Source organism: Ideonella azotifigens, assembly GCF_006519715.1.
In the GTDB taxonomy this organism is placed as follows: Bacteria; Pseudomonadota; Gammaproteobacteria; order Burkholderiales; family Burkholderiaceae_C; genus Ideonella; species Ideonella azotifigens.
Genome location: NZ_VIDT01000003.1, coordinates 13,784 through 39,670 on the forward strand (window position 1 = coordinate 13,784; position 25,887 = coordinate 39,670).

The following is a 25,887-nucleotide window of genomic DNA, read 5'->3' on the forward strand; positions in this document are numbered from 1 at the left end:
TTCTTGGCACTTTCATCGAGCGACCTTGACCACACTGTTTCAACACAATCTCCAGCAGCATCTCGAGCTGTTCAGCCGTCTCAGCGTCCTCGACGACAGCGTCATGGGAGCCGCGCAGGCAATCGCCGATTGCCTGCGTGCCGGCGGCAAGCTGATGATCTGCGGCAACGGCGGCTCGGCCGCCGACAGCCAGCACATCGCCGCCGAATTCACTGGGCGCTTCATCAAGGATCGCAAGCCACTCGCCGCGATGGCGCTCAGCACGGACAGCTCCGCGCTGACCTGCATCGGCAACGACTACAGCTTCGCGGAGATCTTCTCTCGCCAGGTCGCCGGGTTGGGGCGCCCGGGGGACTGCCTGCTGGGCATCTCGACCTCGGGCAACTCGGCGAACGTGATCCGCGCGGTGGAAGTCGCGCGCGGGATGGGTATGCGCACGATCGGCCTACTCGGCCGAGACGGTGGCAAGCTCGCGACGCTGTGCGATTGCGCCATCGTCGTCCCCGCCGAAGTCACGGCGCGTATCCAGGAGGCACATATCCTGATCGGCCACTCGATCTGCGGCGCGGTCGAGCAGTCGCTGGGGTTGGTGCCGCAGCACGGGGAAGCCGAATGATGCCGTCGCGGGAGCAATTGTCTGCGTGCCGTGTGCTGGTCGTTGGCGACGCGATGTTGGACCGTTATTGGTTTGGCTCTGTTGACCGCGTCTCGCCCGAGGCGCCGGTGCCGGTGGTACGCGTGCAACGCGAGGAAGATCGGCTCGGCGGTGCAGCCAATGTCGCGCTGAACGTCAAGCGACTCGGCGCGGCGTCGACGTTGCTGACTGTGGTAGGTGACGACGCGCCGGCTCGGACGCTGGAGTCGCTGCTGGAGCGCGAAGGCGTTGCCGCGCGGCTCGGGCGTGACGAGAAGCTCACCACGATCGTCAAGCTGCGCGTGATCGGGCGTGCGCAGCAGTTGCTGCGCGTCGACTTCGAGAGCACACCTGACCATGAAATTTTGACGCAAATGTTGGCCGACTTCGCACAAGCGCTGGGAAGTTCCGATGCCGTGCTCTTCAGCGACTACGGCAAGGGCGGCCTGACGCACATACCGCGCATGATCGAGCTGGCCCGCGCGGCGGGCAAGCCGGTGTTGGTCGACCCCAAGGGGAGCGACTATGGCCGCTATGCCGGTGCGACTGTGCTGACGCCGAACCGTGCCGAACTGGCCCAGGTCGTGGGCGCCTGGTCGGACGAGGCCGACCTGCGTCGGCGCGCGAGGCGCCTGCGCGAGGACCTGCAGCTCGATGCGCTGCTTGTTACCCGGTCCGAAGAAGGCATGAGCCTGTTCGACGGCGTTGGTGACAGCGGCCAGCTCGACGTAGCGGCGCTGGCCCGCGAGGTGTTCGACGTGACGGGCGCGGGCGATACCGTGATCGCGACGCTGGCCGCGATGCTCGGCGTGGGCATGTCGATGCGAGATGCCATCCAGGTTGCCAACCGTGCCGGCGGCATCGTCGTCGGCAAGTTTGGGACCGCCACAGTGAGTTACGAGGAGCTGTTTGAATGAGAGTCGTCGTCACCGGCGCTGCTGGTTTCATTGGGTCCAACATCGTCCGCGGGCTCAACGCGCTCGGCATCGACGACGTCATTGCGGTCGACGATCTGACCGACGGACCGAAGTACCGCAACCTCCTGGGCGCCCAGCTGTCCGACTACTTTGACAAGGACGAGTTCTACACGCGCTTTGCACGCGGCGAGTTAGGCCATGTGGACGTGGTCATGCACGAGGGCGCATGCTCCGACACCATGGAGCACGATGGACGCTTCATGTTGGAGAACAACTATCGCTGCTCGAAGATGCTGCTTGATGCCTGCATGGCGCAGGGTACGCGGCTGCTTTATGCATCGTCTGCAGCAACTTACGGCGGCAGCTCGTGTTTCCGCGAGGAACCGGAGTTCGAGCAGCCGCTCAACGTCTACGGCTACTCCAAGCTGCTGTTCGACAACGTCGTGCGCCGCATGGTCGCACGGGCGCCGTACCAGGTCGCTGGGTTTCGCTACTTCAACGTTTATGGGCCGCGGGAGCAGCACAAGGGCCGCATGGCCTCGGTTGCCTTCCACCACTACAACCAGTTCATCGAGAACGGCTGCGTGCGCCTGTTCGGCGAGTATGGCGGCTACGGGCCAGGCCAACAGGAACGCGACTTTGTCTTCGTCGACGATGTTGTCGCCGTGAAGCTGTGGTTCCTACAGAATCCGCAGGCGCGCGGCATCTTCAATCTTGGCACTGGCTCTGCGCAGCCGTTCAACGATGTCGCCTTGGCTAGCGTTAACACCGCGTTGACCTTGCGCGGTGAGGCAGCCCGCCCGCTGGAGCAATTGCTGAAGGACGGTCTCGTCGAGTACATCGGCTTCCCGCAGGCGCTGGTCGGAAAGTACCAGTGTCATACGCAGGCCGACCTGACGGCCCTGCGCTCGACCGGCTGTGACCACGAGTTCACCGACGTGGCGTGCGGCGTTGATCGCTACGTGCGCTGGCTTCACGAGAGCGCGGTCCATCCCGCTGCGGCTGCCGCATGAGTGCGGGCCTGGCGGACAAGATCGTTCTTGACGACGCGACGCTCGCGCAGCGCGTCGCGGCGCTTCCGCGCCCGCTGGTTTTCACGAACGGCGTGTTCGACATCCTTCACCGCGGGCATGTGAGCTACCTGGAGGCAGCGCGAGCACTTGGCGGTGCACTGGTGCTGGGACTCAACAGCGACGCCTCTGCGCGCCTGCTGGGCAAGGGGCCTGATCGCCCGCTCAACGGCGAGCTCGATCGCGCCTTCGTGCTCGCCGGGTTGGCATCGGTATCACTGATCGCGTTCTTCGACGAGCGCACGCCGGTGGCGCTGCTCACGCAAGTGCGTCCCGATGTCTATGTGAAGGGCGGCGACTACGACATGGAGACACTCGAAGAGACGCGACTCACGCGTTCGTGGGGGGGGCGCGCCATCGCGATCTCCTTCGTTGACGGCTTCTCCACCACCGCATTGGTGCGCCGCATCCGCGGCACAGACGCATGACGCGAGCGGTGTTCCTCGACCGAGACGGCGTCGTCAACCGCGATCATGCCTACGTGCATCGATGGGAGGACTTTGAGTTCGTGCCCGGCGCGCTTGATGCCGCGAGGCGACTCGCGGACGCCGGTTTTCGCCTGGTCATCGTGACCAACCAGTCCGGCATCGCTCGCGGTTACTACACCGAGGCGCAGTACTTCGCGCTGACCGAGCGCATGTGTGCGGTCTTCGAGCGGCAAGGCGCGCCGCTGGCCGCCGTTTACCATTGCCCGCACCATCCCGCCGGCAGCGTCGTCGCCTTCGCACGCGAGTGCGACTGCCGCAAGCCGCGCCCAGGCATGATCCTGCGCGCCGCCGCAGAGCACCTGCTCTCGTTGCCGGAGTCGATTCTGGTTGGCGACAAGCTCTCGGACATTGAGGCCGCGCGTGCCGCAGGCGTAGGGCGTGCCTACCTCGTGCGCTCAGGCAACGAAGCGTCGATGCCCGATATCGGTACCGCTGACGCGGCCTACGCCGACCTGGCGCAGTGCGTGGACGCGTTGCTGCACACCTGACCCGTTTTCAGATGGCTTCCCGCAAAGTCCTTTGCTTCATCGTCGCCCGTAACTTCGGTGACATCACGTTCATGAGCACGTATTTTCGCGAGCTGGCCGCGCGCGGCTACGCCGACGAGTACATCGTGTGGACGCGCGCGCCCATGGGTTTTCTGTTCGACGGCATCCCGAACTGCACGGTGCTGTACTCGAAGTTCCCGGTGGGCTCGTTCGGCAACTTCCGCTGGCGCGACTGCCTCGCCTTTTTGCGAAGCGCCTGGAATGTGCGTCGCATGAGGCCGACTGTCTCACTCGACATGGTGGGCGACTTCCGGGAACGCTTCTTCGCTCGCCTGATCGGCTCTCATCGCCATTTGCACATTGGCTGGACGCGCGAGCACCCGCACCGCGGCATCATCCGCACCCCGTTCGGTGTCGGGCGCCCGGCGGTGCTCGTCGGGCCGGAGACGCCGAGCGTCTATGCGGCCTACACCCGCTTTGTCGACTACCTGCTTCGTGAGGCAGGCCTGGCCGACCGGCCCGGGCCGCTGCCGCCGCTGCGAACGCATGAGGCTGTACCTACGGTGGGACTGCATCCCTCGGCCTCACAGGCCTGCAAGCTGTGGCCGCAGTCGCACTGGACGCAGCTCACGCAGGCGCTGCTGGGCGCGGGTGTGGATGTGGTCGCCTTTGGGGCGCCGGGCGAGCGCGACGCGCTTGAGGCACAGTTCGCGTCCTTCGGCGACCGCGTGCGCATCTCCACCGGCAGCATTCCGGAGTTCGCGCGCGAGCTCGCTCGACTCGACGTGTTGGTTGGCTTGGACAGCTTCTCCGTTCACATGGCCGAGAACGTGGGTACGCCCTCGGTGATGATCGTCGGTCCAAACGACCCCGCGCTGTTTGCGCCGCCGCGCGCAGCGGTGCTCTCGGACAGCGGCGGCTGCGCTGCTTGGCCTTGCTACAACCGGCCGAGCTGCGTCGGGACGGCAGGTGAGTACGTCTGCATCCGCTCGATCTCCGTGGCGCGGGTGCAGGCTGCGGTGGCCGAGAGGTTGTTGGCTAGCCGCGCGGCCGAGGAGCAAGTGAGTGATGTCGCCTGCTAGCCAGCCGCGTGTGCTCGTGCTGCTGGCTGCCCGCAACGGCGCGAGCAGCATTGAGCGCCAGATTGGCACCGTGCTTGCGCAGAGCGGCGTGGCCGTGCGCGTACTGGTGCGTGACGATGGGTCGAGTGACGACACGCGTGATCGGGTGCGCGCTTTCGGTGAGCGCGACCCGCGGGTTGCGTTGCTCGACGAGCACTCTCCGAGTGGCTCCGCCGGCGCCAACTTTTTCCGCCTCGTCGCTGCAGCCGATCCCGGCGAGGCCGACTTGGTTGCCTTTTGCGACCAGGACGACGAATGGTTCCACGACAAGCTGCAGCGTGCGGCGCAGGCCCTGTCGCGAGCTGGCGCGGACGGCTACTCCGCGGCGACGCTCGCGCGCTGGCCCGACGGACGTGAGCGCCCCCTCGTGCAGAACCTGCGCGCGCGCGCGGCGGACTATCTCTTTGAAGGCGCCGGGCAGGGCTGCACCTTCGTTGCCACCGTGAGCCTCTTCGCGCGCTTGCGTGCGGCGATCACGCAGGCTCCCGACCTGTTGCCGACGCTTCACTACCATGACTGGGTGCTGTACGCGCTGGCGCGCTCTGCTGGGTTGCGCTGGGTCATCGACCCGTGGCTCTCCATGGTCTACCACCAGCACTCGGCGAACGACACCGGGGCGCGCAGTTCGCTAGGCGGTGTCTCGCGCCGCATCGCGCAGATCCGTAGTGGTTGGTATCGCGCTCAAGTCGACGCGGTAACAGCTTTTGTGCTGCGTGCCCATCCCGGCGACGTACAGGCCATGCGCTGGCGCACCTTGCGCCGGCCCGGGCTGTTCGCCGCTTGGCGGCGACTTGGCTTTGTGCTGTGCCACGGTCGTCGGCGACCGTTGGACCGGTTGATTCAAGCGCTGGCGGTGGTGGCCGGACGCCTTTGACCCGCATGACAGAATTACGGCGTGAGAGCAAGCAGCGCTGTGCTCGAACTAGCGGCTCAAGGACGGGCCATTGAAGGAAAGATGATGAATCGAACTCAGCTCGCAGACGTCATTGTTGCGCGCCTAGAAGCAGAACAGGATGCGCTCCGGAACGCTTGGCAATCCAGCGGCGGCGTGAGCCATTTCACGGTTGACGATTTGTTGCCGGAGGAGATTGCGCAGCGCATTCGAGCTGCCTTCCCTTCTGGCGAGTCGATGAAGATCAAGCGCAGCCTGCGGGAGCTGAAGTTCATCGCGGCGCAGATGAACGAGTACGACCCGCTGCTCGAGGAGGCCATCTACGCATTCCAGGACCCGCGCATTGTGGAGGTCGTCGGGCGCATCACAGGCTTGAAGAGCCTGGAGCCAGACGAGCAGCTCTATGCGGGCGGCATCTCCATGATGGTGAAGGGCCACTTTCTCAACCCGCATGTTGACAATTCACACGACAAGCAGCGTGAACGCTATCGGGTGCTCAACCTGCTCTACTACGTGTCGCCCGGCTGGAAGCGGGAGAACGGTGGCAACCTGGAACTGTGGCCCGATGGACCGACCGGGGAGCAGGTGACTGTCGAGAGCCGTTTCAACCGCCTCGCCGTGATGGTCACCAACAAGAGTTCGTGGCATAGCGTGTCGCAGGTCCTGGTGGACAGCCGGCGTTGTTGCGTTTCGAACTATTATTTCTCGCAGGCCTCACCCGAGGGAGAGGACTACTTCCACGTTACATCGTTCCGTGGTCGTCCTGAGCAGAAGCTACGCGACTTGGTGCTGCGTGCTGACATCTCGCTGCGCATGGGCCTGCGCAAGCTGTTTCCTAAGGGCGTAGCCGAGAACAAACACTTCTACAACAAGAAGTGAACCGAGGCGGCCGGGCCGGCGTCACTGCACGGGAGCCGGCAGCGTGGGGCGCGGCGCTCGGCGCCGCTGCGGCAGTAACCACAGAATTCCGCAGATGATCATCCCCTGCACAAGTAGCTTGAACGAGATGTCCGCCGGATCGCGCCAGAAGTGGATGGCACAGGTCATTGAGACCAGGCCGAAAATCTGCTTGAACGGACCATCCCGCAGCGATCTGAACCAGACCGCGAACAGAGTCACCATCACGAACAGAAACACGTGCGGGTAGCTCGTGATGTAGTCAATTGTCGCGAACCCGCTCATGCCGCCTACCGGCGCCCACGAGTCGAAGCCCGCAGACAGAGCCAGGTTGTATGGACTAAGTGCCGTCATGTCGTCCTCCGACATGCCCAAGCGCAGGAAAGACGGAATCACGGCCAGCGTCAGCCAACTGGCGGTCGTCGCCGCCGACCCAGAGTGCCCGACAGCGCCCGATTGGTTGACCGAGTCCGCGATGCCTAGCGTCAGCGCGTTCAGGGCTGATTCCATTACCAGGCCGTAGACCGGCCCCAGAACGTTCATTTCCTCGCCGCCGCCGCCGGAGCGCAGCAAGCCCACGCCGGAGCCGATCGAGACCACGATTGCTCCCACGATCACCAGCTTGCGGCCGCTGATCGATCCGCGTAAGTACAGCAGGATGATCATGATCGCGAGTTCCTTGATTAGTACCAGACGCGTGCCTCCCATGACGCGCAGCAGGGTGGTGAATGCATACATGCCCACGTACAGCGTCCACATGGGGCGCGAAGGGTGCTTGCCCAGGAGCACGAGAATGAAGCAGAGGAAAATGATCTCATAGAGGCCTGCGACGAAACCCCAGTAGGGAATGTCCTCGTAGCTGTTAAGGATGTATGCGCCGGACAGGACGGTGCCAAATGAGTTGAGCAGGTGGATCTGGAATATTGACGCCAGCACCACGCTGGTGACGAACAGGCCGGGGAAAATCACGCTGCTGGACAGGCTCGCTACTTGTTCCCCGTTGATCGCGCGGCGCAGTTCTGCTGAAAGATTCAACGCACGGTCGACCAGCACCAGCACAACCAAGTACCAGAGCATCAAGAGCGTCTGCGCGTCGATACGGCGCTCATCCACGTAACGGCTCAAGACCGGCGCGTCGACGAACATCAGGGTGGCGGCCGGGCCGATCATGTATATGAACGCGGGCCAGATCAGCAAAATGACGTAGTTGCGCATCTGCAGATAGCGCACTGTCTGCCAGCTCAGCAGAACAAAGGCGCCCAGCGCGATCAGGATAGAGATCGTTGCGGGATCGTCGCTCATGCAAATACCTTCGCCGCCCGGCCCCACGTTAGAGGGGTGGGCGCTTCTTGCCGCAGTGAGGGCGGCGTTTCAGATGGCCCTTTGCTACGACTCGCGGCTGTTGTCACTCAGGGGGCCATCAGATTTGAGCGACTTGACTGCCGCCGCGCCGCGAAGGCGAACCATGTGGCACTGACCAGTGCGCCGAGCAATGCCCCAATCAGCACAAACCTCGACCGTGTGGGTCCAATCTTGCGCTCAGGAGGTGTTGCGATGTCCACAACCTGGATCAGCGCGCCCTCACGGCTCTCATCAATGCGTGCCGACTCATAGTCGCGAGCAAAAAGTTCGAACAGCGTTTCTTGATATTTGAACTCGCGATACTTGCCGATGTAATCCCCCGAACTCGTTTGCTTGTCGGCCTGAGACTCAAGTTTGGCAAGTTGGTCTGTCAGCGCATTCACCGATTCCTGAGCTGCTTGAACTTCCGGTGTGCCGTCCGCCAATGTTCGGCGGAGTACCTGGAGGCGGACCTGGCCCGCGGTGAGTGCTGCCTGCAGTCGCGAGTAGCCTTCGGCTGCGGAACGCGGTTCCGTCTTCAGTGCGCCGGCAGTGTAGCCACTGGACTCCAGTGCAAGTTGTGCCGCAGTAAGCTTGTCTCGGGTCTGCCGAAGCAACTGCTCGAAGAAAACCCGGCGCTGTTGGGCTGAGGTGACTGCGAGCGTATCGGTTAGTGCACGCAATTCCTCGACATACTGATTGGCAATCGCTGCCGCACGCTCAGGACTGGTGTCGGTCACTTCCACACGAATCAACCCATCACGCTTGCCAAGCAGGATGGAAGTCGCTTTGCCGAGGCGCTTGCGAGCGTCAACCATGAGGCGAACGTCCCACAATTTCAGAAGATCGAACTTCTTGATCAGCCTGTCCTGCACGGTAACACTCTGCATCAGCGCGATGTACTGTTCAGGCTGGCTTTTGCCGCTGCCTAGGCCCGCGAGCCCAGACAGCGCCCCTAGCGAGGCCAATGCGCTGGCGGCCGAACTTTGCTGCTGCTGAGGAGGAAGGAACAAATTGCTTGCGGTAAACGTCGGTTTGACCAGGAAACTGGCCCCCGCCCCCAGTGCACCGGCGACCACGGCTGCCAGCAGGGTTGAACGCCAGCGTTCCAGTGCAGGGGCATACAGGGCCAGCAAGTCGATGCGCTCGTCGTCGCTGACCGGGAATTGGGTCCTTGCGCGTTCAGTTTGCGTCATCTCACAACCCCAGCGACTTGATACCGGCAACGCCCAAACCGAATTGATACAAGATCTGCGTCCAATCCTTGGCGTCCTGCACGAACGTGGTCTTGTTCGTCTCCTCGGGCACAAACACCGTGTCGCCTGGAAGCACAATTTGCGCTTCAAACGTTCGCTCGCCGTTCTGACGCGCGCTGACCACGGTGCCGTTGGCGCGGATCAGGAACATGCTTGCAGGATCGGCACCGCGGGTGGGCCCCCCAGCCTGGTCCACATAGTGTGAAATGGGTTTGTCACTTGCGTAGATGAAGCTACCCGAGTTGAACACGCTGCCGAACACGCCTACAGAAGTGCCCTTCGCAGGAATGCTAAGGCGATCCCCGTCTTCGAGCGCCATTGCCGGCAGCGCTGTTGCGTCAGGTGGCAGTTGGAGGACGACCCGACCTGTGGGACGGACCTGGCGAAGACGGTCCACCAAGCGAGCATTCGCTGCGTCAGCAGTCGCAAGCGTTGCGACCTCTTCGGTGGTCGCGACGCGTCTGCTCGATGCGCCCTTCGCGAGATCGGTTTCCAGGTCGCGAAGGGCCCGGTCGAAGTTCTGCTGCTGGGCTTGCCGAACGCTTTCCCGGGTGAATTCGGTGCCGTACAGGTAGGCATCCGGTGTGAAGCCACCAGCTGCCTGCACTGCATCCGCAAGGCTGCTGTTCGGCGGTAGCACATAGTCGCCCGGGCGTACGACTTCGCCCTCGACGCGTACACGCTTGTTTTGCTTGTCTTGCGGCAACGCGGCGCTGATTGCACTGAAGACCCGAACGAGGTCGCCTGCACCCAGGGGGCTGTGGGCGCCTTCCGATGCCAGCATGGAAACTTGTGCGACCCGACCTGTTGAGCGATCCGAAAGGCGTTCGACGGCCACGCGGGACCGATCAGCCACGGCATTGAATCCGCCAACCATCGCGATCGCGTCTACCAAGGTTTCGCCCGACTTGAGCTCGACAACCGCAGGCAGGTTCACGCTGCCGATCACGCCCACCTGAGGTCCCACCGGACCGATGTGGACGACGTCATCTGGCTGGACCCATTGATCGCCGCCACGGTCGCCCCTGACGATCAGGTCATAAAGATCCAGCTTTGCAACGACCTTGCCGCCTCGCCGCAACGTGATGTCGCGGAAGCTTCCGGCAGCACCCGGCCCGCCAGCGCGCATCACCGCATGCAGGATGGACGACAGCGCGCTAACGTTGACACTGCCGGGCCGCTGTGCGAAGCCGGTGACAAAAACTCGCACCGACCGCAGTTGGCTCACACTGGCTGAGAGCTGGAAATTGCGGAACACCTGTGCTACGCGGCGGCTGATCACATTCCCTAGCTCGGCTTGTCGTGTTCCAGCCACCGTCACCGTGCCCACGCGCGGCACGGCGATTTGCCCCGAACGGTCGACCGTCAGCCGCAGGTTGGCATCTGCCGAGCCCCACATCGTCAGGGCAATTTCGTCGCCGGGCTTGACGATGTAGTCGTCTGGCACCTGGGGTAGGGGATCCTGATTGCCCAGGCCGTCAGGCAGGTCCGTTAGCAGGTCTGCGCCCAGTCGGCGAATCTGTTCGCCATTGGTGTTGCCCGGCCCGTTGTTGGCAGAGCCGTTGTTGGGAGACAGTTGGTTCAGCCGGCTCGCCTGTGTCTGTACGTAGCGCTCGAACTCGTTGGGCACGTACGGCGTGCGTTGAATGACGATTTGACTGTCCCGCCGATTGCGGACGGCGTTCAGCGTGTTCGCAGTCTGGTCCGCTGCGGTGGGCCTCAACTGCGCCGAGCTTGTGTCCTGTTCGGCTGATGTGCCTGCGTTGCCCGACGACTGTTCCCGGTCAATGTTCTGTTGGGCAAACGCCGAGGGCAGCAGGCCATGAACGGCCATCAGCATCAAGCCGCAAAGGGCGAGGTGCTTCATCGGCCTGCGGCCGGGCTTTTGCAAAGAATACATGGATGACAGCGTGGGTCGTGTTGGTGTCGCGACGGGCTTGGACCCTTCGCGTGATCGGCAGATTCTAGCTAGCCAGCCTGATCGCTTTTGGCTGAGCGATATGGTGTTTAAGGCGCCGAGAGCTTCTCCCTGGAGGACTGGGGTTGGTTTACCTCAAGGCGTCTCGTCCAAACCGAGGCTGATGTGCGCCAGCGTTTCCGCCGCATTCTCGCGTTTCACAACCCCTGAGTTGTGCAGTCCAGGTTCGAGGACGACTAGCACGACCTGATCGTGTCGCTCCTTGGGGAGCAGCGCTCGCGCATTGTGATCGGACATCACGATGAGGCGGGTCGGCCGAGTGGTGCTGATCAGAGCTTGGGCCACGACATCGTCGACCGCGCCGAACTGCGTGAGGTAGCTCTGTTCGGTCATCTCGAAGGCCCGAGAGAACATGAGTCCGCCAGACTGTTCGCCGATCAACGGCAAATGCGGAACGTTGACATGGGCGTAGATGAAATCCGCACTCGGATCTGCCAATTGCGTTGCCAGCCAAGCCTGCGCGCCGGCCAGCGTGTCGCGATGGAGGGCTACGGCGGCGGGAGACTTGAGGTACTTGAATGGAAACTCCGCCGGCAGCAAAACGATGTTCGTCCACCATGGGTCGATGATCGAGAAATCGCTGTGCAGCGTTCGAGGATTGTAGATGCTGGTTGCATGGCATTCGTCGGCCTCCCGTGCAAACGCTCGGCAGTAATCGTGATACCAGCCCCAGATCCTCAAGGATTGCCCCTGTCGGTTGAGTGCATTGACAAGGCCATCGGGGGCGGCCGTGGTTGCTCCGAAAAGTGCGGGGATGGCGGATAGGGTGCCGCCGCCTGGCAGGTGGGCGTCGTGATGCAGCGTGGCCTCCGCCCGCAGGAGAGCAAGCGAAGGCCACGCCGAGAGGTCAGTTGCACGCTGACCGTAAAGGTAGTCGACCGACAGCTCGTCAAATAGCAGGACGACTGTTCGTGGTTCGCGGTGTGCGACTTGCGTACGCACCAGCCCCGCAACGGCGTGGGCAGTTGGTGACAGGTCGGCCAGCTGACGTTCCGCGAGGGATGGCGCACGCAGCAGATGGAATGCGAAAAGAAACGACAGGGGCCAAAGGACCGCCAAAGTGCGCTGGACTCTCGATGTCGGATATTGGCCCGGTCGCAACACGGCCCATGCGCCGACCGTTGTGAGCATGATGGCCAAAGCGCCAACAACCCAGACCGCGTTGGCGCGGTGCGCACGCAGGATCGGGTCGAGCAATTGCAACCTGGTGAGCGCGGCCATGGCGAACCAGATGCCCACCAGCAACCACAGGATGGTGACTGCGTCACCGCCACGCCTGCCTCCGATGTGGCCGGCCAGCATCATCGTCAACCCCACCACCATGGCAGTCACCGTCCACGCTGCGGCGGTCTCGATGCTATCGAAGGCGGTCCAGTGCAGCCAGGCAGGCGTGGTCGCGAGCGCGTCTAACAGCGGAAAGAAGCCCAGCGTCGCCAACACGGTACCGCTGAGGAGTGGCTGCCGCCAGTGCCGCATTGATCCACTCACGTCCTGCGCATAAAGTGGTGCAGCCTACGTCCGCCGGCCAGCGGATCGCTGAAGGCCAGGCACTCAAAATGCGGATCGAACGCTGCCCGGAACGCGTCTTCAGATAGCGTCCGCAGGTAGCTGGCGGTGATGCCACTGCGGGCGGCGAGAAGTTGCCGAGCCATGGGATCGTCCGGTGGGATGTACTCGACGACCGCATGTGGCGACAATTCTGCGAGGTAGGCCGCGATCGCGTCGAACGGCACCTGGCGCGAGATTGACAAGTGATGGATCAGTGCAAGGGACAGACTAAGGTCGCATTGCATACGCTGCGAGAACGAGGCGCGTTCTTGGCCTGCCCAGCCATGGCTAGGTGTCGGGTTGGTGAGGTCGACCCGCACCGTGTTGAGCAATGCTGCGTGAGGCGCAGCGAGGCTGCGTTCGTAGATCCCTTCGGCGCAGGCCGCGTCGAGTTCGACGGCCGTGCAGGCGACGTTGCGCGACGCGAGTTCATGCGCATAGTGGCCGTCGTTGGCGCCGAGGTCGATGGCCCGGGTTGGCCGAGCACGGTCCACTGCCTCAAGCACGAACGCGAGCTTGCTCCGCGCCTCACTTTCTGTGTAAGTGTTGTGATTCCGGTAATCCGACCATTCGGAGGCTGCTTTGGTGCGCGGAACCAGCCCGCGTATCGCGGCTTCAAGTGAGTCTACGAGACGGAGACCGAACTGGGGCGCTTGTTCGGGTGGCATCGCATGTGCACTGCGGTCCAATGTCTCCGTTGCGGCACGGCTCGCCCGTCTCGCTGCGCGCGCATGCAGATGCAAATGCAGGGCCAGCCCTGGCTTCATCCAGGTGCGGGCAGGCAGCATGGCGGAGCACACAGCCAGCGGCATGCCCTCCAGGTTTGTGCCCTGCAGCATTCGCAACGAGGGCAAATGAAAATATACGGCGAGTGGTCCCAAGAAGTGTTCGCAGAACTGACGGTATCCCAGCCATCGCCCGTCGTTCGGCAGGCGTGTGAATGACAGCAAGTCGATGAAGACGGGCTGGGATCCTCTGAACTGGACGTTGAACGCGCTGGCGTCTTTCAGCGTCATGCCGTGGCGTAGCGCTCGGCGTAACACTTCTAGTGTCAACAGGGAAGCGGCGTGGAGTTGTGCGTCGATCCACTCCGATGGATAGCTGATGATTGGCAGTCGCTCGGCTTCCCAGGCCGCCCAATCCTTTGGCAGGCTCGGCGGGAGTTCAGCTACACCGCAATGTGCAACCAGCAGGCCGGCGGCCACGAGTTCATCGTAGAGGCCCGAATCGAACAGCATCCGCATGTCGCCAATGGCGTCGGGATGTACGGCGCGTAGAAGCCTGCCGTCGCTTTCCAGTACAAAACCTGCTGGGTCACGAAACGAGGCGGGGTGGCGTCGTGTGGTTGCCTGGGCGTCCGTCATTCGGCGGAATTTTTATCGGTGCCAACGCGTTGTCTCAGCCAGGTCCATCTGCTGCGCAACCAAGCCCTCACGGAACGCAGACCGACACCAATGCCGAACACCACGGCCAGCAGAGACTGAAAGATCAGACTGCCGGAGCCCGGATCCAGGTAGGCGTGGGCAGCGACCGGCGCTGCAATCAATGCACCCCCACAAAAAATGATGCGCAGCGGGTCGGTCGCCTTAGTGAGGGGGGGCGTGGATTGGTCGGGCATCGTACAGATCCAGTAAGGATGGAGGCTCTCTGTTTGTGCGCCAGAGCGATGCATTAGGCGCCGTCAGGTTAGTCATGCATCATGGCAACGGCATCAATCCGCAACCGGCCAGATGCTTCACCGACGAGGTGCCGGAGGTGCACGAGGAATGCATTGATAACAACAGTGGTGTCGTTTTGGTTTTGCAGCACGCCGGGAGATGCCACATGGCCGTTGGATTCTAGCGGGCATCGCCCCTGTGAAATTCGAGGGGCCAGGGACGCTGATTCTCTTGATGTCCCTGCGCCGCGGTGCTATATGCCGCCTTCTTTCGGGCGTGTCAAGCATTACAAGCGATAATGGAAGGCAATGACCAACGAAACCGCCGCCCTCGTGCCGCCGGACGCCATCGAGGCGCCGACCCCTCCCGCTCGTTTTGACACCCTGCCGCTGGACCCCAAGCTGCTGCGGGCCGTGGCGGATCAAGGCTATGCGTTCATGACGCCCATCCAGGCGAAGGCCATTCCCATCGTGCTGGAAGGCAAGGATGTGATGGGAGCGGCGCAGACCGGGACCGGCAAGACGGCCGCCTTCTCGATTCCGCTGCTGCAGAAGATGATGCGGCACGAGACCAGCAGTGTGTCGCCGGCCCGGCATCCGGTGCGGGCGCTGGTGCTGGCACCGACGAGGGAACTGGCCGACCAGGTCGCGAACAATGTGAAGGCATACGCCAAGCACAGCAACCTGCGTGCAGCGGTGGTGTTTGGCGGTGTGGACATGAAGCCGCAGACGCTTGAGCTCAAGGGCGGCGTCGAGGTGTTGATCGCCACGCCGGGCCGCTTGCTGGATCACATCGAGGCCAAGAACTGCGTGCTGAACCAGGTTGAGTACGTGGTGCTGGACGAGGCCGACCGCATGCTGGACATCGGCTTCCTGCCGGACCTGCAGCGCATCCTGAGCTACCTGCCCAAGCAGCGCCAGACACTGCTGTTCTCGGCGACTTTCTCGCCCGAGATCAAGCGCCTGGCCAACAGCTACCTGCAGGATCCCATCCTGGTGGAAGTGGCGCGCGCCAATGCCACGGCGACCAATGTGGAGCAGCGCTTCATCAGCGTGACCGATGACGACAAGCGTGCCACGGTGCTGAAGGTGCTGCGCGAGCGCGGCATCAAGCAAGCCATCATCTTCGTGAATTCCAAGCTCGGCGCAGCTCGGCTGGCGCGCTCGTTTGAGCGGGATGGCCTGCGCACGGCGGCCTTGCACGGGGACAAGTCGCAGGATGAGCGACTGAAGTCCCTTGCTGCGTTCAAGGCAGGTGAGGTGGACATCCTGGTCGCGACTGACGTCGCGGCGCGCGGGCTGGACATTGCCGACCTGCCGGCGGTCTTCAATTTCGACGTGCCGTTCAATGCGGAAGACTATGTGCACCGCATCGGCCGCACGGGTCGCGCGGGCGCTTCGGGCGTGGCGATCACGCTGGTGACGCGTGATGACACGCGCTTGATCGGTGACATCGAAAAGTTGATCAAGAAGAAGATCGAGCTGGACGCGGTGGAGCTGGACGAGGAGCGCCCGCGCCGCAGCAGTTGGCAGCGCGACGAGGGTCGTGCAGCCGAGCCGCGCGCTGAGTACCGCGGGGAGTCACGGACTGAATCACGCACTGGTGCTTCGGTTGGCGAGGGTGCCGAGTCCCGTCGGCCTTTCCCGCCGCGCCGCAGCGAGTCGCGCTCCGCGCCCCGTGATCCGTTCTTCGATCGTCCCTACGAGCCGACGGCCAGCCTGGATGGTCCGGCGGCCTGGGAGAAGTCGGCACCGGCCGTGCCTTCGGCGGCACGCCTCTCGCCCAACATTCGACCCAAGCGCAAGCTTGCAGCCTTGCTGGGTGGCGCAAAGAGCTGACGCTTGCTGCCACCGTGAACGGCGCCCTGCGGGGCGCCGTTTTGCTGGTGGGTCGCAACTTGGTTTGAGGCCTTCAGCCCTGCCACATGAAGACGGCGGGCAGCTTGTCTGGCAGTTCCGGTTTGGCTGCACGCCAATTCGCCACCGACTGGGTCTTGCACCAGCCCGCGGGTGACGTCAGGCCACACGCCACGCTGAGCATGGTTTCGGCTTGCAGCAGTTGCAGCAGCGCCGTCATCAAGGCCTGGTTGCGGTAAGGCGTTTCAATGACCAGCTGGGTCTGGCCTTCGCGGCGTGAGCGCTGTTCCAGCTCACGCACCCGCTGCGCGCGGCTGCTGGCTTCCTGCGGCAAATATCCTTCAAATGCAAAGCGCTGGCCGTTGAGTCCGCTGGCGGCCAGGGCCAGCGTCAGCGAACTGGCGCCGGGCAGGGGTTGCACGGTCACGCCTGCGGCGTGCGCCGCTTGCACCAGCGCTGCGCCGGGGTCGGCCACTGCAGGCAGGCCCGCTTCTGACAGCAGGCCCAGGTCATGGCCCGCCAGCGCGGGCCCGAGCAGTGTGCGCCAGGTTTGTGCGTCGATCTGTGCATTCGGGTCGCCCTTGCGCGGCCGCGGCAGCTCGACGATGTGCAGGCTTTGCAGTGGCGCGTGCAATGGTACGCAAACATCGACGCGCTTGAGGAATGCGCGTGCGCTCTTGGCGTTTTCCACCACCCAGTGGTCCAGCCGGGCGGCGATGGCCAGGATGGCCGGGCTGAGCACGGTCTCGATGGCCTCCGGCTCGGTGCCCAAATCCAGCGTGTTCGGGACCAGCAGCAGGCGGCCGGTGGTGTGGGTAATGCTCATGGGTTTGCCTTCAGCGGGTCCAGCCCGGCGCTGCGCAGCAGCTCGCAGGTGCGCATCAGCGGCAGGCCGATCAGCGCGGTCGGATCGTCGGACTCGATGGCTGACAGCAGCGCAATGCCAAGCGTTTCGCACTTGGCGCTGCCGGCGCAGTCATAGGGTTGTTCGAGCCGGAGGTAGAACTCGATCTCGGCCTCGCTCAAGGTGCGGAACTGCACGTGCACCGGTGCCAGCCGGACCTCTGCGAAACCAGTGCTGGCGCGCACCACGGCAAGTGCGGTCTGGAACACGATGCGGCGCCCGCTCATCTGGCGCAACTGCTGCACCGCGCGCTCGTGCGTGCCGGGTTTGCCGATTGGCTGACCGTCTACGTCCGCCACCTGGTCCGAGCCGATGACGATCGCGTCCGGGTGCCGGGTGGTCACCGCCTGCGCCTTGGCCAGCGCCAGGCGCCGGGCCAGCACGGCCGGCGCTTCGCCGGGTTGTGGCGTTTCGTCGACCTCTGGCGAAACCGTGTCGAACGGCAGGCGCAGGCGTTCCAGCAGCTCGCGCCGATAGCGCGAAGTGGACGCCAGGATCAGGCGAGGCGCTGTGTGTGAAGGGGGCGGGGTGGCGGGCAACTCGGTCATCGCGGGATTCTCCCATCGGTCACCGCCGTACACTGGTGCCATGAGTGTTTCCGCGTCTTCTTCCGCACCTGACCCGCTGCGTCTGGATGTGGCTGCCCTGGCTGAGCAGGGGCGTTTGATTTCCGGGCAGTGGTCGGTTGCCGAGATGTCTCGGCTGGACGAGGCCCAGCTGTTGACGGGCGATGCCGACCCTGCCGTGGTGCGCTGGCAGGCTGAAGGCGAGCAGCGCCCGGTGACGGGTGGTTCGCCCGAGATCTGGTTGCACCTGCAGGCCGAGGTGAACTTGAGTCTTTGCTGCCAGCGCTGCCTGGGGCCGGTGGCCAGTGATGTGGCCGTGGATTGCTCGCTGCGTTTCGTGTCGGATGAGGCTTCTGCCGCCGAGATGGACGCCGACAGCGAGGACGATGTGCTGGCCTTGCAGCGCTGGACCGATTTGCGTGAGCTGGTGGAGGACGAGCTGTTGCTGGCCTTGCCGCTGGTGCCGCGCCATGAGGTGTGTCCGGAGCCGCTGCCTTTGCCGGACGATGAAATCGAGGCTGACGAGGCTCAGCCCAATCCGTTTGCGGTGCTGGCGCAGCTGAAGAAAAAGCCGGATTGATGGGTTGGGTCATGCCGGGGGCACGGTGGGTCAGGCCGTGCCCCACGGCTGTTCCGGCCAATTGATCCGTGCTATGATCCGCGGCTTTTCCGCATTGCCCTTCAGCTACCAGCTGACTGGCGATCGAGCGGGGGTCGAGCGGGCCGGATGGGCCAGGCGCCACAGCCAGTTTCTGGCCGAGGTTCTGGTCAAGGTCCCGAGCGTTTTGGCATGCCCTGATGGGCGGTCATTGGCCTTGGCTCATGCGGTTCGGTGGCCTCAGGTCTCACCGATTTCATTGACTTTGGCGCTTTGCGCGGCCGCTCTGTAGGGCTGGCTCGCTGCAGCAGCGTCGTTATTCGCCGGGGCCCCGGCGTCCCAGGAGAATTCCATGGCCGTTCAGCAAAACAAGAAGTCGCCCTCCAAGCGTGGCATGCACCGTTCGCACAACGCGCTGACCCAGCCGGGCACGGCGGTCGAGTCGACCACCGGCGAAATCCATCTGCGCCACCACATCAGCCCGACCGGCTTTTACCGTGGCCGCAAGGTCTTGAAGACCAAGGCAGACGCCTGACCTGCCCGTTGGGCTCATGGGTTGGCGCTTTGCCTGCCCCGAGTGCATGCCGCCCGCGTTCAGGGTGGTGGTTCCGCACCCCAATTCAAATCCCGCGCCGCCTCGCTGTTCTGAAGCCAGTTCGCGCGGGTTTTGTCGTGGCTGCTTCGTTGTGAGTCGGGCCGTCCTGGCCTGAGATTGCCGTGTCCGAATCTGTTTCCTTGACGCCGCTGAGCCGCGTCCGCCTAGCGGTGGACTGCATGGGTGGCGACCATGGACCCTCGGTCACGCTGCCGGCCTGCCGGGCTTTCCTGGACTCGCATCCTGACGTGGAATTGCTGCTGGTGGGCACGGCCGATGCGCTGGTGCCTGCCGCGCACTGGCCGCGCTGCACGCTGGTCACCGCGACAGAGGTGGTGGCCATGGACGATACGGTCGAAGTGGCCTTGCGCCGCAAGAAGGATTCTTCGATGCGCATCGCCATCTCGCAGCTCAAGCTGCGTGACGGCGTGGCCAAGGCCGATGCCTGCATTTCGGCTGGCAACACCGGTGCCTTGATGGCATTGGCGCGTTACCTGCTGAAGACGCTGGAGGGCATTGACCGTCCGGCCATCGCGTCGGTCATCCCGAACGTGCGCGGCGAGTTCACCACCATGCTGGATCTGGGCGCCAATGTGGACTGCTCGGCGGAGCACCTGCTGCAGTTCGCCATCATGGGCAGCGCGCTGGTTGCGGCGGTCGAGGGCAAGCCCAATCCAACCGTGGGCCTGCTGAACATCGGCTCCGAGGTGATCAAGGGCAGCGAAACCATCAAGCGTGCCGGCGACCTGCTGCGCGCTGCAGCCGCCAGCGGGCACCTGAATTACCACGGCAATGTCGAAGGCAACGACATCTTCGAAGGCACGGCGGACATCGTGGTTTGCGACGGCTTCGTCGGCAATGTCGCGCTGAAGACCACCGAAGGCCTGGCGCACGCGCTGAGTCAGTTCATCCGCGAAGAATTCACCCGCAACTGGCTGACCAAGCTGGCTGCCCTGGTGGCGATGCCGGTGCTCAAGCGCTTTAGGGCGCGGGTGGACCCGCGCAGCTACAACGGCGCTGCGTTGCTGGGTTTGCAGGGCCTGGTGTTCAAGAGCCATGGTTCTGCCGATGCGTACGCCTTTGGCCGTGCCTTGTCGCGGGCTTATGATGCGGCGCACAACCGCTTGCTCGACCAGGTCCATGACCGCATCGTCGAGACCCTGCAGGCCATGCCTGCGCTTCCCGGTGATCAGCCGGTCCGACCCGCTGCATGACGCTTTCTTCTGCCTCTTCGGGTGCTGCCGCCAGTGCATCGCTGCCCAGCCCCCAGTTTCCCGCGGTGATGCCACCTGCTCGTCACGCCCGCATCACCGGCACCGGCAGCATGTTGCCGACGCGCCGCGTGAGCAACGAAGAGCTGGCCGCTGAACTGGCCGAGCGTGGCCTGGAGACTTCGGACACCTGGATCGTCGAGCGCACCGGCATCCGGGCGCGTCACTTTGCCGCCGCCGAACAATGCGCCAGCGACCTGGGCCTGGGCGCGGCGCTGAATGCGCTGGAAGCCGCCGGCCGGCGCGCCGACGAGGTCGACCTGATCATCGTCGCCACGTCCACGCCGGACATGGTCTTCCCGTCGACCGCCAGCATCATCCAGCGCAAGCTTGGCGTGCACGGTTGCCCGGTCTTCGACCTGCAAGCGGTGTGCTCCGGCTTTGTCTACGCGCTCTCGGTGGCGGATTCGATGATCCGCACCGGGGCTGCGCGTTGCGCACTGGTGATCGGTGCCGAAGTGTTCTCGCGCATCCTGGACTTCAACGACCGCACGACTTGCGTGCTGTTTGGTGACGGCGCCGGCGCCGTGGTGCTGGAAGCCTCGGACGAGCCTGGCATCCTGGCCAGTCGCATGCATGCGGATGGCCGCTACCGCGAGATCCTGTGCGTGCCGGGTACAGTCGCGGGCGGCCAGGTGCTGGGCGATCCATTGCTGAAGATGGATGGTCAGGCGGTGTTCAAGCTGGCGGTGTCGGTGCTGGAGAGCGTGGCGCGGGAAACCCTGGCTGCAGCTGGGCGCACCGAGGCCGACATCGACTGGCTGATTCCGCATCAGGCCAACATCCGCATCATGCAGGGCACGGCGCGCAAGCTGAAGCTTGGCGCCGACAAGCTGATCGTCACGGTGGACGAACATGGCAACACGTCTGCTGCGTCCATTCCGCTGGCCCTGGACCATGCCGTGCGCTCCGGCCGCGTGCAACGTGGCCAGACCGTCCTGCTCGAAGGGGTGGGCGGTGGCTTCACCTGGGGCGCGGTGCTGCTGGATTTCTGAAGATTCGACCCAAGCTGGTGTGATCCCATGAAACGATTCGCTGTTGTCTTTCCCGGACAGGGTTCCCAATCCGTCGGCATGCTTGACGCATGGGGCGGGCACCCCGCCGTGCAGCAGACGCTGGATGAGTCCAGCAGCGTGCTCGACCGCGACCTGCGCACGCTGATCCAGCAAGGCCCGAAAGAGCAGCTGGACCTGACCGTCAACACCCAGTTGGTGATGCTGGTGGCGGGTTTGGCCTGCTACCGCGCATGGTCTGCCGAGACGGGTTTCGTGCCGGAGGCCATGGCTGGCCATTCGCTGGGCGAATACACCGCGCTGGTGGCCTCCGGCAGCCTGACGCTGGCCGATGCGCTGGTGCTGGTGCGGCTGCGCTCGCAGGCCATGCAGGATGCGGTGCCGGTTGGCCAGGGCGGCATGGCGGCTATCCTCGGGCTGGACGCGCAGATGGTCCGGGCCGGTTGCGCAGAAGCCATGCAGTCTTGCGGCGAGATGGTGGAGGCAGTCAATTTCAACGACCCGAAGCAGACCGTGATCGCCGGCACCAAGCTGGGCGTGGACACAGCCTGCGCCACGCTGAAGGGCATGGGCGCCAAGCGTGCCTTGCTGCTGTCGGTCTCGGCGCCATTCCATTCCACGCTGATGAAGCCTGCCGCCGAAGCGCTGAAGGTGAAGCTGGCGGAAACCACCTTTGCAGCACCCAGTGTGCCGGTGGTCAACAACATCGACGTGAAGGTCGAAAGCAGCGCTGAAGCGATCCGCGACGCGCTGTACCGCCAGGCCTTTGGCCCGGTGCGCTGGGTTGAGGTCGTGCATGCCTTGCGTGCGCAAGGCCTGACGGACGTGATCGAGTGCGGCCCTGGCCGTGCGCTGACCGGCATGGTCAAGCGCATCGAACCTGAACTGAATGCGGTCTGCGTGTTCGACCCGGCCAGCCTGGCCCTGGCCAAGGAGGCATTGGCATGAGCACGGTTGCAAACACCTCAGTGGCACCAGCGCAGGTTGCGCTGGTGACTGGCGCGACGCGCGGCATCGGCCGGGCGATTGCGCTGACCTTGGCCGCACGCGGTTTTCGCGTGCTGGGCACCGCGACCACCGATGCCGGCGCGCAGGCGATTCGCGACGCGCTGGCCGAATTCCCTGGCTGCGACGGCCTGAAGCTGGATGTGACCGACGCCGCCGCGGTGGACGCCTGCATGGACCAGCTGGTCAAGGATCAGGGTGGCCTGCATGTGCTGGTCAACAATGCCGGCATCACGCGCGACCAGTTGGCCATGCGCATGAAGGACGACGACTGGGATGCCGTGCTGGACACCAACCTGCGCGCCGTCTTCCGGCTTGCGCGGGCGGCGATCCGCCCGATGATGAAGCAGCGCTTCGGCCGCATCATCAGCATCACCTCAGTGGTTGGCGCTTCCGGCAATCCGGGCCAGGCCAACTACGCAGCCGCCAAGGCCGGTGTGGCCGGCATGACGCGCGCGCTGGCGCGCGAGCTCGGCAGCCGAAACATCACGGTCAATTGCGTCGCGCCCGGCTTCATTGCCACCGACATGACCGACACTCTGCCCGAGGCGCAGAAGGCTGCGCTGCTGCAGCAGATCCCGTTGCAGCGCCTGGGCCAGCCGGAGGAGATCGCGCATGCGGTTGCCTTCCTCGCCAGCCCGGAAGCGGGTTACATCACTGGAACAGAGCTGCACGTCAATGGCGGCATGTTCATGAACTGATCCCCCCGCCGGGCTCTGCGCTTGCCAGCGTAGAATCCGGCCCGTTTTACGCAATCCCTCCTGGAGGAGTCATGAGCGACATCGAAGCACGCGTCAAGAAAATCATCGCCGAGCAACTGGGTGTTCCCGAAGCCGACGTCACCAACGAAAAAGCCTTCGTGGCCGACCTGGGTGCCGACTCGCTCGACACCGTCGAACTGGTGATGGCCCTGGAAGATGAATTCGGCATTGAGATTCCTGATGAGGAAGCCGAGAAGATCACCACTGTCCAGTTGGCGATCGACTATGCCAAGGGCAACGCCAAGGCCTGACAAGGCCTTGCAGTTCCGCCCCCGCAACGATCTGATCTGAACGCATGACCCGTCGACGTGTCGTCATCACCGGCCTGGGGCTGATCAGCCCGGTCGGCAACACGGTTTCCGAGGGCTGGAGCAACCTGCTTGCAGGTCGTTCCGGCATCGCGCCCATCACCAAGTTCGATGCCTCCGGCATCGCCTGCCAGTTTGCAGGCGAGGTCAAAGGCTTCAATGTCGAGGAGTACGTTCCCGGCAAGGAAGCCAAGCACATGGACAGCTTCATCCACTTTGGCGTGGCCGCTGCCATCCAGGCCGTGCAGGATGCCGGGCTGCCCACTGGCGACGCGCTGACCGAGGAGACGGCCGAGCGCATCGGGTGCATGATCGGCTCGGGCATCGGCGGTCTGCCGGAGATCGAACAGACCGCTCGCATGGTCGTTGATCGTGGCCCGCGCCGCATCTCCCCATTTTTCGTCCCAGCCTCGATCATCAACATGATCTCCGGCCATGTCTCGATCCGCTTCGGTTTCACCGGTCCGAACCTGGCCGTGGTCACCGCTTGTACCACTGGTTTGCATTGCATCGGCCAGTCGGCACGCATGATCGGCTACGGCGATGCGGACGTCATGGTCGCCGGCGGTGCCGAGGCCACGGTGTCGATGCTCGGGGTTGGCGGCTTTGCGGCTGCGCGCGCGCTGTCCACCCGCAATGATGACCCGGCGACCGCTTCGCGGCCCTGGGACCGTGACCGAGACGGCTTCGTGCTGGGCGAGGGCGGTGGCGTGGTGGTGCTGGAAGAATACGAATACGCGAAGAAGCGTGGCGCCAGGATTTACGCCGAAGTGATCGGCTTCGGCATGGGTGCCGACGCGTATCACATGACTGCGCCCAGTGTGGATGGCCCCAAGCGCTCGATGAAGGCTGCGCTGCGCGACGCCGGCCTCAATGCCGACGCGGTGCAATACCTGAATGCCCATGGCACCTCGACGCCGCTGGGTGACCTGAACGAGACCAACGCGATCAAGCTGGCCTTTGGCGACCACGCCAGGCGCCTGGTCGTGAACTCGACCAAGTCGATGACCGGCCACCTGCTGGGTGGCGCAGGCGGCATCGAATCGGTGTTCACCGTGATGGCGCTGCATCACCAGATTTCACCGCCGACCATCAACATCTTCAACCAGGATCCCGAGTGCGACCTGGATTACTGCGCCAACACGGCGCGCGAGATGAAGATCGACATTGCGGTGAAAAACAACTTCGGCTTCGGCGGCACCAACGGCACGCTGGTGTTCAGGCGCATTTGAGCGCCGCCACGCGAGCCAAGTTGTTGCGTCGCCCCATGCTGTCGAGGCGGGCCTGATGCGCCGCACGCCGCCTCCCTCTGACTGTGCGCTTGCAAGGCGTGGCCTCTGGTCCGCGCTGGTTGCGGCCATCGGTGGTCTGGCGGTGAGCGCCTTCGTGGGCTGGTTGTGGATGCACTTGCGCCAGCGGGCCGGTTGGCCTGTCACTGGCGCGCTGCCAGGTGCGGGTGGCATGTTCGAACTGCTGGCGGCCGGAGCCTTGCTGGCAGTTGGGTTTTATCGATGCCTGGCAACACGGCCGGTCATGCGCCTGCGTTGGGATGGCGCGGGCTGGAGCCTGCTCGCCGCTGACGGTCGCACGCTGGACGTTGCTGGCACGCCGACGCTGGTGCTGGACTGGGGCGATTGGATGCTGCTGCGTTGGCACGGCATCGCCGGCCAGCCAGTTCGCCACTTGCCAATGTCCCGCGGCGCCGCGGGAGCGATGGCTTGGCATGCGCTGCGCATCGCGGTGCGCACGCCGCCGGTGAACGTGCAGGTTCGCATGCAGGAGCCCGTTTCGGGTGCGGGAGCGCCCGTCGCATGAGCAGCCTGCAACCCGATGTCGACGCCGCGCTGGTCGAGCGCGTCAAGCAGGGCGACGTCAAGGCTTTCGAAATGCTGGTGGTCAAGTACCAGCGTCGCATCGAGCGGCTGATCGGCCGCATGGTGCGCGACAGCGACCTGGTGTTCGACATTGCCCAGGAGACCTTCATCCGCGCTTATCGTGCGTTGCCGCAGTTCCGTGGCGAGAGTGCGTTTTACACCTGGCTTTACCGGATCGCGGTCAACACTGCGAAGAAGGCGCTGGTCGATTTGAAGCGGGATCCCGTGATCACCGAAGCCGCAATGGCAACAGGGGATGACGATGACGAAACTTCCCGGCCGCAAATGGAACAAATCGACATGGCCACGCCTGAGGCCCTGTTGGCGAGCAAGGAAATTGCATCCACGGTGAACGCGGCGATCGAGGCCTTGTCCGAGGACTTGCGGCAGGCCATTACGCTGCGCGAGATCGAAGGACTGAGTTACGAAGAGATTGCTGACGTGATGAATTGCCCGATCGGTACCGTTCGATCGCGGATTTTTCGCGCCCGTGAAGCGATCGCACTGCGCTTGAAACCGCTGTTGGATACCCAAAACGGTGAACGTTGGTGACCTGGATTTTGTCGAGCCTGACCGCTGTCTGGAGCTGAGATGATGTTGGAGCCGTCGAACGATCATGAGCGCATGCTGCAGGGCCTTTCGGCACTGAGCGATGGCGAGGCCGATGGGCGCGAACTGCGCCTGTCGGTGGATGCCTGGCGCCAAGACCCTGAGCTGCGCGCGAGCTGGCACTGCTATGCGCTGATCGGGGACGTGCTGCGCTCGGACGACCTCGCGTCGGCACCGAAGCAGGACGCCAGTTTCCTGACTGCCTTGCGCAGCAAGCTGGCCCAGGAGCCGGTGGTGCT

The 25,887-nt window shown here is 64.1% G+C and carries 28 protein-coding genes; 20 read left to right on the plus strand and 8 right to left on the minus strand.

Going from position 1 to position 25,887, the window contains the following annotated elements; genetic code table 11:
• The first annotated feature begins 25 nt into the window (after positions 1-25).
• Genes FKP22_RS00560 through FKP22_RS00595 form a run of 8 tightly spaced genes read left to right on the plus strand, consistent with a single transcriptional unit; the run spans position 26 to position 6,489 of the window.
• The gene (locus FKP22_RS00560) at positions 26-616 is read left to right on the plus strand and encodes a D-sedoheptulose-7-phosphate isomerase (protein ID WP_141284150.1); all 591 of its coding nucleotides are present in this window, start codon (positions 26-28) and stop codon (positions 614-616) included.
• A complete protein-coding gene (gene rfaE1 / locus FKP22_RS00565; protein WP_141284153.1) occupies positions 613-1,551 on the plus strand; it encodes a D-glycero-beta-D-manno-heptose-7-phosphate kinase in 939 nt (312 codons plus the stop codon). The genes FKP22_RS00560 and rfaE1 overlap by 4 nt, the downstream gene beginning before the upstream one ends.
• On the plus strand, positions 1,548-2,564 hold the full coding sequence (rfaD, locus tag FKP22_RS00570; RefSeq protein ID WP_141284154.1) for an ADP-glyceromanno-heptose 6-epimerase: 1,017 nt from the start codon (positions 1,548-1,550) through the stop codon (positions 2,562-2,564). The genes rfaE1 and rfaD overlap by 4 nt, the downstream gene beginning before the upstream one ends.
• Entirely contained in the window at positions 2,561-3,049 is a 489-nt protein-coding gene (locus tag FKP22_RS00575) for an adenylyltransferase/cytidyltransferase family protein (protein WP_141284156.1), read from the plus strand. Before rfaD ends, FKP22_RS00575 begins: the two co-directional genes overlap by 4 nt.
• On the plus strand, positions 3,046-3,597 hold the full coding sequence (gene gmhB, locus FKP22_RS00580; protein ID WP_141284158.1) for a D-glycero-beta-D-manno-heptose 1,7-bisphosphate 7-phosphatase: 552 nt from the start codon (positions 3,046-3,048) through the stop codon (positions 3,595-3,597). Before FKP22_RS00575 ends, gmhB begins: the two co-directional genes overlap by 4 nt.
• Positions 3,570-4,679, plus strand: coding sequence for a glycosyltransferase family 9 protein (locus FKP22_RS00585; protein WP_170200677.1), 1,110 nt, complete (start codon positions 3,570-3,572; stop codon positions 4,677-4,679). Before gmhB ends, FKP22_RS00585 begins: the two co-directional genes overlap by 28 nt.
• A 10-nt stretch (positions 4,680-4,689) precedes the next feature.
• Positions 4,690-5,592, plus strand: a complete 903-nt coding sequence (locus FKP22_RS00590) for a glycosyltransferase (RefSeq protein WP_170200678.1) — start codon at positions 4,690-4,692, stop codon at positions 5,590-5,592.
• Between the two features lie 21 nt (positions 5,593-5,613).
• Entirely contained in the window at positions 5,614-6,489 is an 876-nt protein-coding gene (locus tag FKP22_RS00595) for a 2OG-Fe(II) oxygenase (protein ID WP_233446788.1), read from the plus strand.
• 21 nt (positions 6,490-6,510) lie between these two features.
• Here the strand turns inward: FKP22_RS00595 and FKP22_RS00600 are convergent, their stop codons facing one another.
• The 6 genes from FKP22_RS00600 to FKP22_RS00625 form a co-directional block, all read right to left on the minus strand.
• The gene (locus tag FKP22_RS00600; protein WP_141284167.1) at positions 6,511-7,809 is read right to left on the minus strand and encodes a hypothetical protein; all 1,299 of its coding nucleotides are present in this window, start codon (positions 7,807-7,809) and stop codon (positions 6,511-6,513) included.
• Between the two features lie 107 nt (positions 7,810-7,916).
• Positions 7,917-9,044 carry a Wzz/FepE/Etk N-terminal domain-containing protein gene (locus FKP22_RS00605; RefSeq protein ID WP_141284169.1) on the minus strand — a complete coding sequence of 376 codons (1,128 nt, stop codon included), beginning with the start codon at positions 9,042-9,044 and terminating at the stop codon, positions 7,917-7,919.
• Position 9,045: 1 nt separating this feature from the next.
• The gene (locus tag FKP22_RS00610; protein ID WP_141284171.1) at positions 9,046-11,004 is read right to left on the minus strand and encodes an SLBB domain-containing protein; all 1,959 of its coding nucleotides are present in this window, start codon (positions 11,002-11,004) and stop codon (positions 9,046-9,048) included.
• Between the two features lie 153 nt (positions 11,005-11,157).
• Complete coding sequence (locus FKP22_RS00615; protein ID WP_170200679.1) at positions 11,158-12,522, minus strand: hypothetical protein; 1,365 nt, start codon at positions 12,520-12,522, stop codon at positions 11,158-11,160.
• Between the two features lie 44 nt (positions 12,523-12,566).
• The gene (locus tag FKP22_RS00620; protein WP_141284175.1) at positions 12,567-13,994 is read right to left on the minus strand and encodes an SAM-dependent methyltransferase; all 1,428 of its coding nucleotides are present in this window, start codon (positions 13,992-13,994) and stop codon (positions 12,567-12,569) included.
• A complete protein-coding gene (locus FKP22_RS00625) occupies positions 13,991-14,248 on the minus strand; it encodes a hypothetical protein (protein ID WP_141284177.1) in 258 nt (85 codons plus the stop codon). Before FKP22_RS00625 ends, FKP22_RS00620 begins: the two co-directional genes overlap by 4 nt.
• Positions 14,249-14,596: 348 nt before the next feature.
• Between FKP22_RS00625 and FKP22_RS00630 the strand changes: the two genes are divergently transcribed.
• The gene (locus FKP22_RS00630; RefSeq protein ID WP_141284179.1) at positions 14,597-16,126 is read left to right on the plus strand and encodes a DEAD/DEAH box helicase; all 1,530 of its coding nucleotides are present in this window, start codon (positions 14,597-14,599) and stop codon (positions 16,124-16,126) included.
• 73 nt (positions 16,127-16,199) lie between these two features.
• Here the strand turns inward: FKP22_RS00630 and FKP22_RS00635 are convergent, their stop codons facing one another.
• On the minus strand, positions 16,200-16,970 hold the full coding sequence (locus FKP22_RS00635) for an SAM-dependent methyltransferase (protein WP_141284181.1): 771 nt from the start codon (positions 16,968-16,970) through the stop codon (positions 16,200-16,202).
• Positions 16,967-17,596: a Maf family nucleotide pyrophosphatase gene (locus tag FKP22_RS00640; RefSeq protein WP_141284182.1), complete on the minus strand. Its 630-nt coding sequence runs from the start codon at positions 17,594-17,596 to the stop codon at positions 16,967-16,969. Before FKP22_RS00640 ends, FKP22_RS00635 begins: the two co-directional genes overlap by 4 nt.
• Positions 17,597-17,636: 40 nt before the next feature.
• On the opposite strand from FKP22_RS00640, the gene FKP22_RS00645 reads away from it, so the two are divergent.
• From FKP22_RS00645 to FKP22_RS00695, 11 genes are all read left to right on the plus strand, one after another.
• Positions 17,637-18,194 (plus strand): YceD family protein, encoded by a 558-nt coding sequence (locus tag FKP22_RS00645; protein ID WP_141284185.1) that lies wholly within the window; start codon positions 17,637-17,639, stop codon positions 18,192-18,194.
• Positions 18,195-18,564: 370 nt separating this feature from the next.
• Positions 18,565-18,747, plus strand: coding sequence for a 50S ribosomal protein L32 (gene rpmF / locus FKP22_RS00650; RefSeq protein ID WP_141284187.1), 183 nt, complete (start codon positions 18,565-18,567; stop codon positions 18,745-18,747).
• Positions 18,748-18,947: 200 nt separating this feature from the next.
• Positions 18,948-20,021, plus strand: a complete 1,074-nt coding sequence (plsX, locus tag FKP22_RS00655) for a phosphate acyltransferase PlsX (protein WP_375140544.1) — start codon at positions 18,948-18,950, stop codon at positions 20,019-20,021.
• Between the two features lie 68 nt (positions 20,022-20,089).
• A complete protein-coding gene (locus FKP22_RS00660) occupies positions 20,090-21,073 on the plus strand; it encodes a beta-ketoacyl-ACP synthase III (RefSeq protein WP_141284203.1) in 984 nt (327 codons plus the stop codon).
• Between the two features lie 27 nt (positions 21,074-21,100).
• Entirely contained in the window at positions 21,101-22,039 is a 939-nt protein-coding gene (gene fabD, locus FKP22_RS00665) for an ACP S-malonyltransferase (RefSeq protein WP_141284191.1), read from the plus strand.
• Positions 22,036-22,797 (plus strand): 3-oxoacyl-ACP reductase FabG, encoded by a 762-nt coding sequence (gene fabG / locus FKP22_RS00670; protein ID WP_141284193.1) that lies wholly within the window; start codon positions 22,036-22,038, stop codon positions 22,795-22,797. The genes fabD and fabG overlap by 4 nt, the downstream gene beginning before the upstream one ends.
• A gap of 71 nt (positions 22,798-22,868) precedes the next feature.
• Positions 22,869-23,108, plus strand: coding sequence for an acyl carrier protein (gene acpP, locus FKP22_RS00675; RefSeq protein WP_141284195.1), 240 nt, complete (start codon positions 22,869-22,871; stop codon positions 23,106-23,108).
• Positions 23,109-23,152: 44 nt separating this feature from the next.
• The gene (gene fabF, locus FKP22_RS00680) at positions 23,153-24,397 is read left to right on the plus strand and encodes a beta-ketoacyl-ACP synthase II (protein ID WP_141284197.1); all 1,245 of its coding nucleotides are present in this window, start codon (positions 23,153-23,155) and stop codon (positions 24,395-24,397) included.
• Positions 24,398-24,698: 301 nt separating this feature from the next.
• A complete protein-coding gene (locus tag FKP22_RS00685) occupies positions 24,699-24,980 on the plus strand; it encodes a hypothetical protein (RefSeq protein WP_141284199.1) in 282 nt (93 codons plus the stop codon).
• Positions 24,977-25,591, plus strand: a complete 615-nt coding sequence (gene rpoE, locus FKP22_RS00690; protein WP_141284201.1) for an RNA polymerase sigma factor RpoE — start codon at positions 24,977-24,979, stop codon at positions 25,589-25,591. The genes FKP22_RS00685 and rpoE overlap by 4 nt, the downstream gene beginning before the upstream one ends.
• 39 nt (positions 25,592-25,630) lie before the next feature.
• The coding region (locus FKP22_RS00695; RefSeq protein ID WP_170200680.1) for a sigma-E factor negative regulatory protein at positions 25,631-25,887 on the plus strand (257 nt) is incomplete at its 3' end.

Excerpts from the sequence above, each read along its gene's own strand:
- fabF (WP_141284197.1), top strand. The coding sequence starts at position 23,153 with ATGACCCGTCGACGTGTCGTCATCACCGGCCTGGGGCTGATCAGCCCG.
- FKP22_RS00685 (WP_141284199.1), top strand. The coding sequence starts at position 24,699 with ATGCGCCTGCGTTGGGATGGCGCGGGCTGGAGCCTGCTCGCCGCTGAC.
- acpP (WP_141284195.1), top strand. The coding sequence starts at position 22,869 with ATGAGCGACATCGAAGCACGCGTCAAGAAAATCATCGCCGAGCAACTG.
- fabG (WP_141284193.1), top strand. The coding sequence starts at position 22,036 with ATGAGCACGGTTGCAAACACCTCAGTGGCACCAGCGCAGGTTGCGCTG.
- FKP22_RS00600 (WP_141284167.1), bottom strand. The coding sequence starts at position 7,809 with ATGAGCGACGATCCCGCAACGATCTCTATCCTGATCGCGCTGGGCGCC.
- fabD (WP_141284191.1), top strand. The coding sequence starts at position 21,101 with ATGAAACGATTCGCTGTTGTCTTTCCCGGACAGGGTTCCCAATCCGTC.
- rpmF (WP_141284187.1), top strand. The coding sequence starts at position 18,565 with ATGGCCGTTCAGCAAAACAAGAAGTCGCCCTCCAAGCGTGGCATGCAC.
- FKP22_RS00605 (WP_141284169.1), bottom strand. The coding sequence starts at position 9,044 with ATGACGCAAACTGAACGCGCAAGGACCCAATTCCCGGTCAGCGACGAC.
- FKP22_RS00635 (WP_141284181.1), bottom strand. The coding sequence starts at position 16,970 with ATGAGCATTACCCACACCACCGGCCGCCTGCTGCTGGTCCCGAACACG.
- FKP22_RS00575 (WP_141284156.1), top strand. The coding sequence starts at position 2,561 with ATGAGTGCGGGCCTGGCGGACAAGATCGTTCTTGACGACGCGACGCTC.
- rfaD (WP_141284154.1), top strand. The coding sequence starts at position 1,548 with ATGAGAGTCGTCGTCACCGGCGCTGCTGGTTTCATTGGGTCCAACATC.
- FKP22_RS00645 (WP_141284185.1), top strand. The coding sequence starts at position 17,637 with ATGAGTGTTTCCGCGTCTTCTTCCGCACCTGACCCGCTGCGTCTGGAT.
- rpoE (WP_141284201.1), top strand. The coding sequence starts at position 24,977 with ATGAGCAGCCTGCAACCCGATGTCGACGCCGCGCTGGTCGAGCGCGTC.
- FKP22_RS00620 (WP_141284175.1), bottom strand. The coding sequence starts at position 13,994 with ATGACGGACGCCCAGGCAACCACACGACGCCACCCCGCCTCGTTTCGT.
- FKP22_RS00630 (WP_141284179.1), top strand. The coding sequence starts at position 14,597 with ATGACCAACGAAACCGCCGCCCTCGTGCCGCCGGACGCCATCGAGGCG.
- FKP22_RS00640 (WP_141284182.1), bottom strand. The coding sequence starts at position 17,596 with ATGACCGAGTTGCCCGCCACCCCGCCCCCTTCACACACAGCGCCTCGC.
- gmhB (WP_141284158.1), top strand. The coding sequence starts at position 3,046 with ATGACGCGAGCGGTGTTCCTCGACCGAGACGGCGTCGTCAACCGCGAT.
- FKP22_RS00625 (WP_141284177.1), bottom strand. The coding sequence starts at position 14,248 with ATGCCCGACCAATCCACGCCCCCCCTCACTAAGGCGACCGACCCGCTG.
- rfaE1 (WP_141284153.1), top strand. The coding sequence starts at position 613 with ATGATGCCGTCGCGGGAGCAATTGTCTGCGTGCCGTGTGCTGGTCGTT.
- FKP22_RS00660 (WP_141284203.1), top strand. The coding sequence starts at position 20,090 with ATGCCACCTGCTCGTCACGCCCGCATCACCGGCACCGGCAGCATGTTG.
- FKP22_RS00610 (WP_141284171.1), bottom strand. The coding sequence starts at position 11,004 with ATGTATTCTTTGCAAAAGCCCGGCCGCAGGCCGATGAAGCACCTCGCC.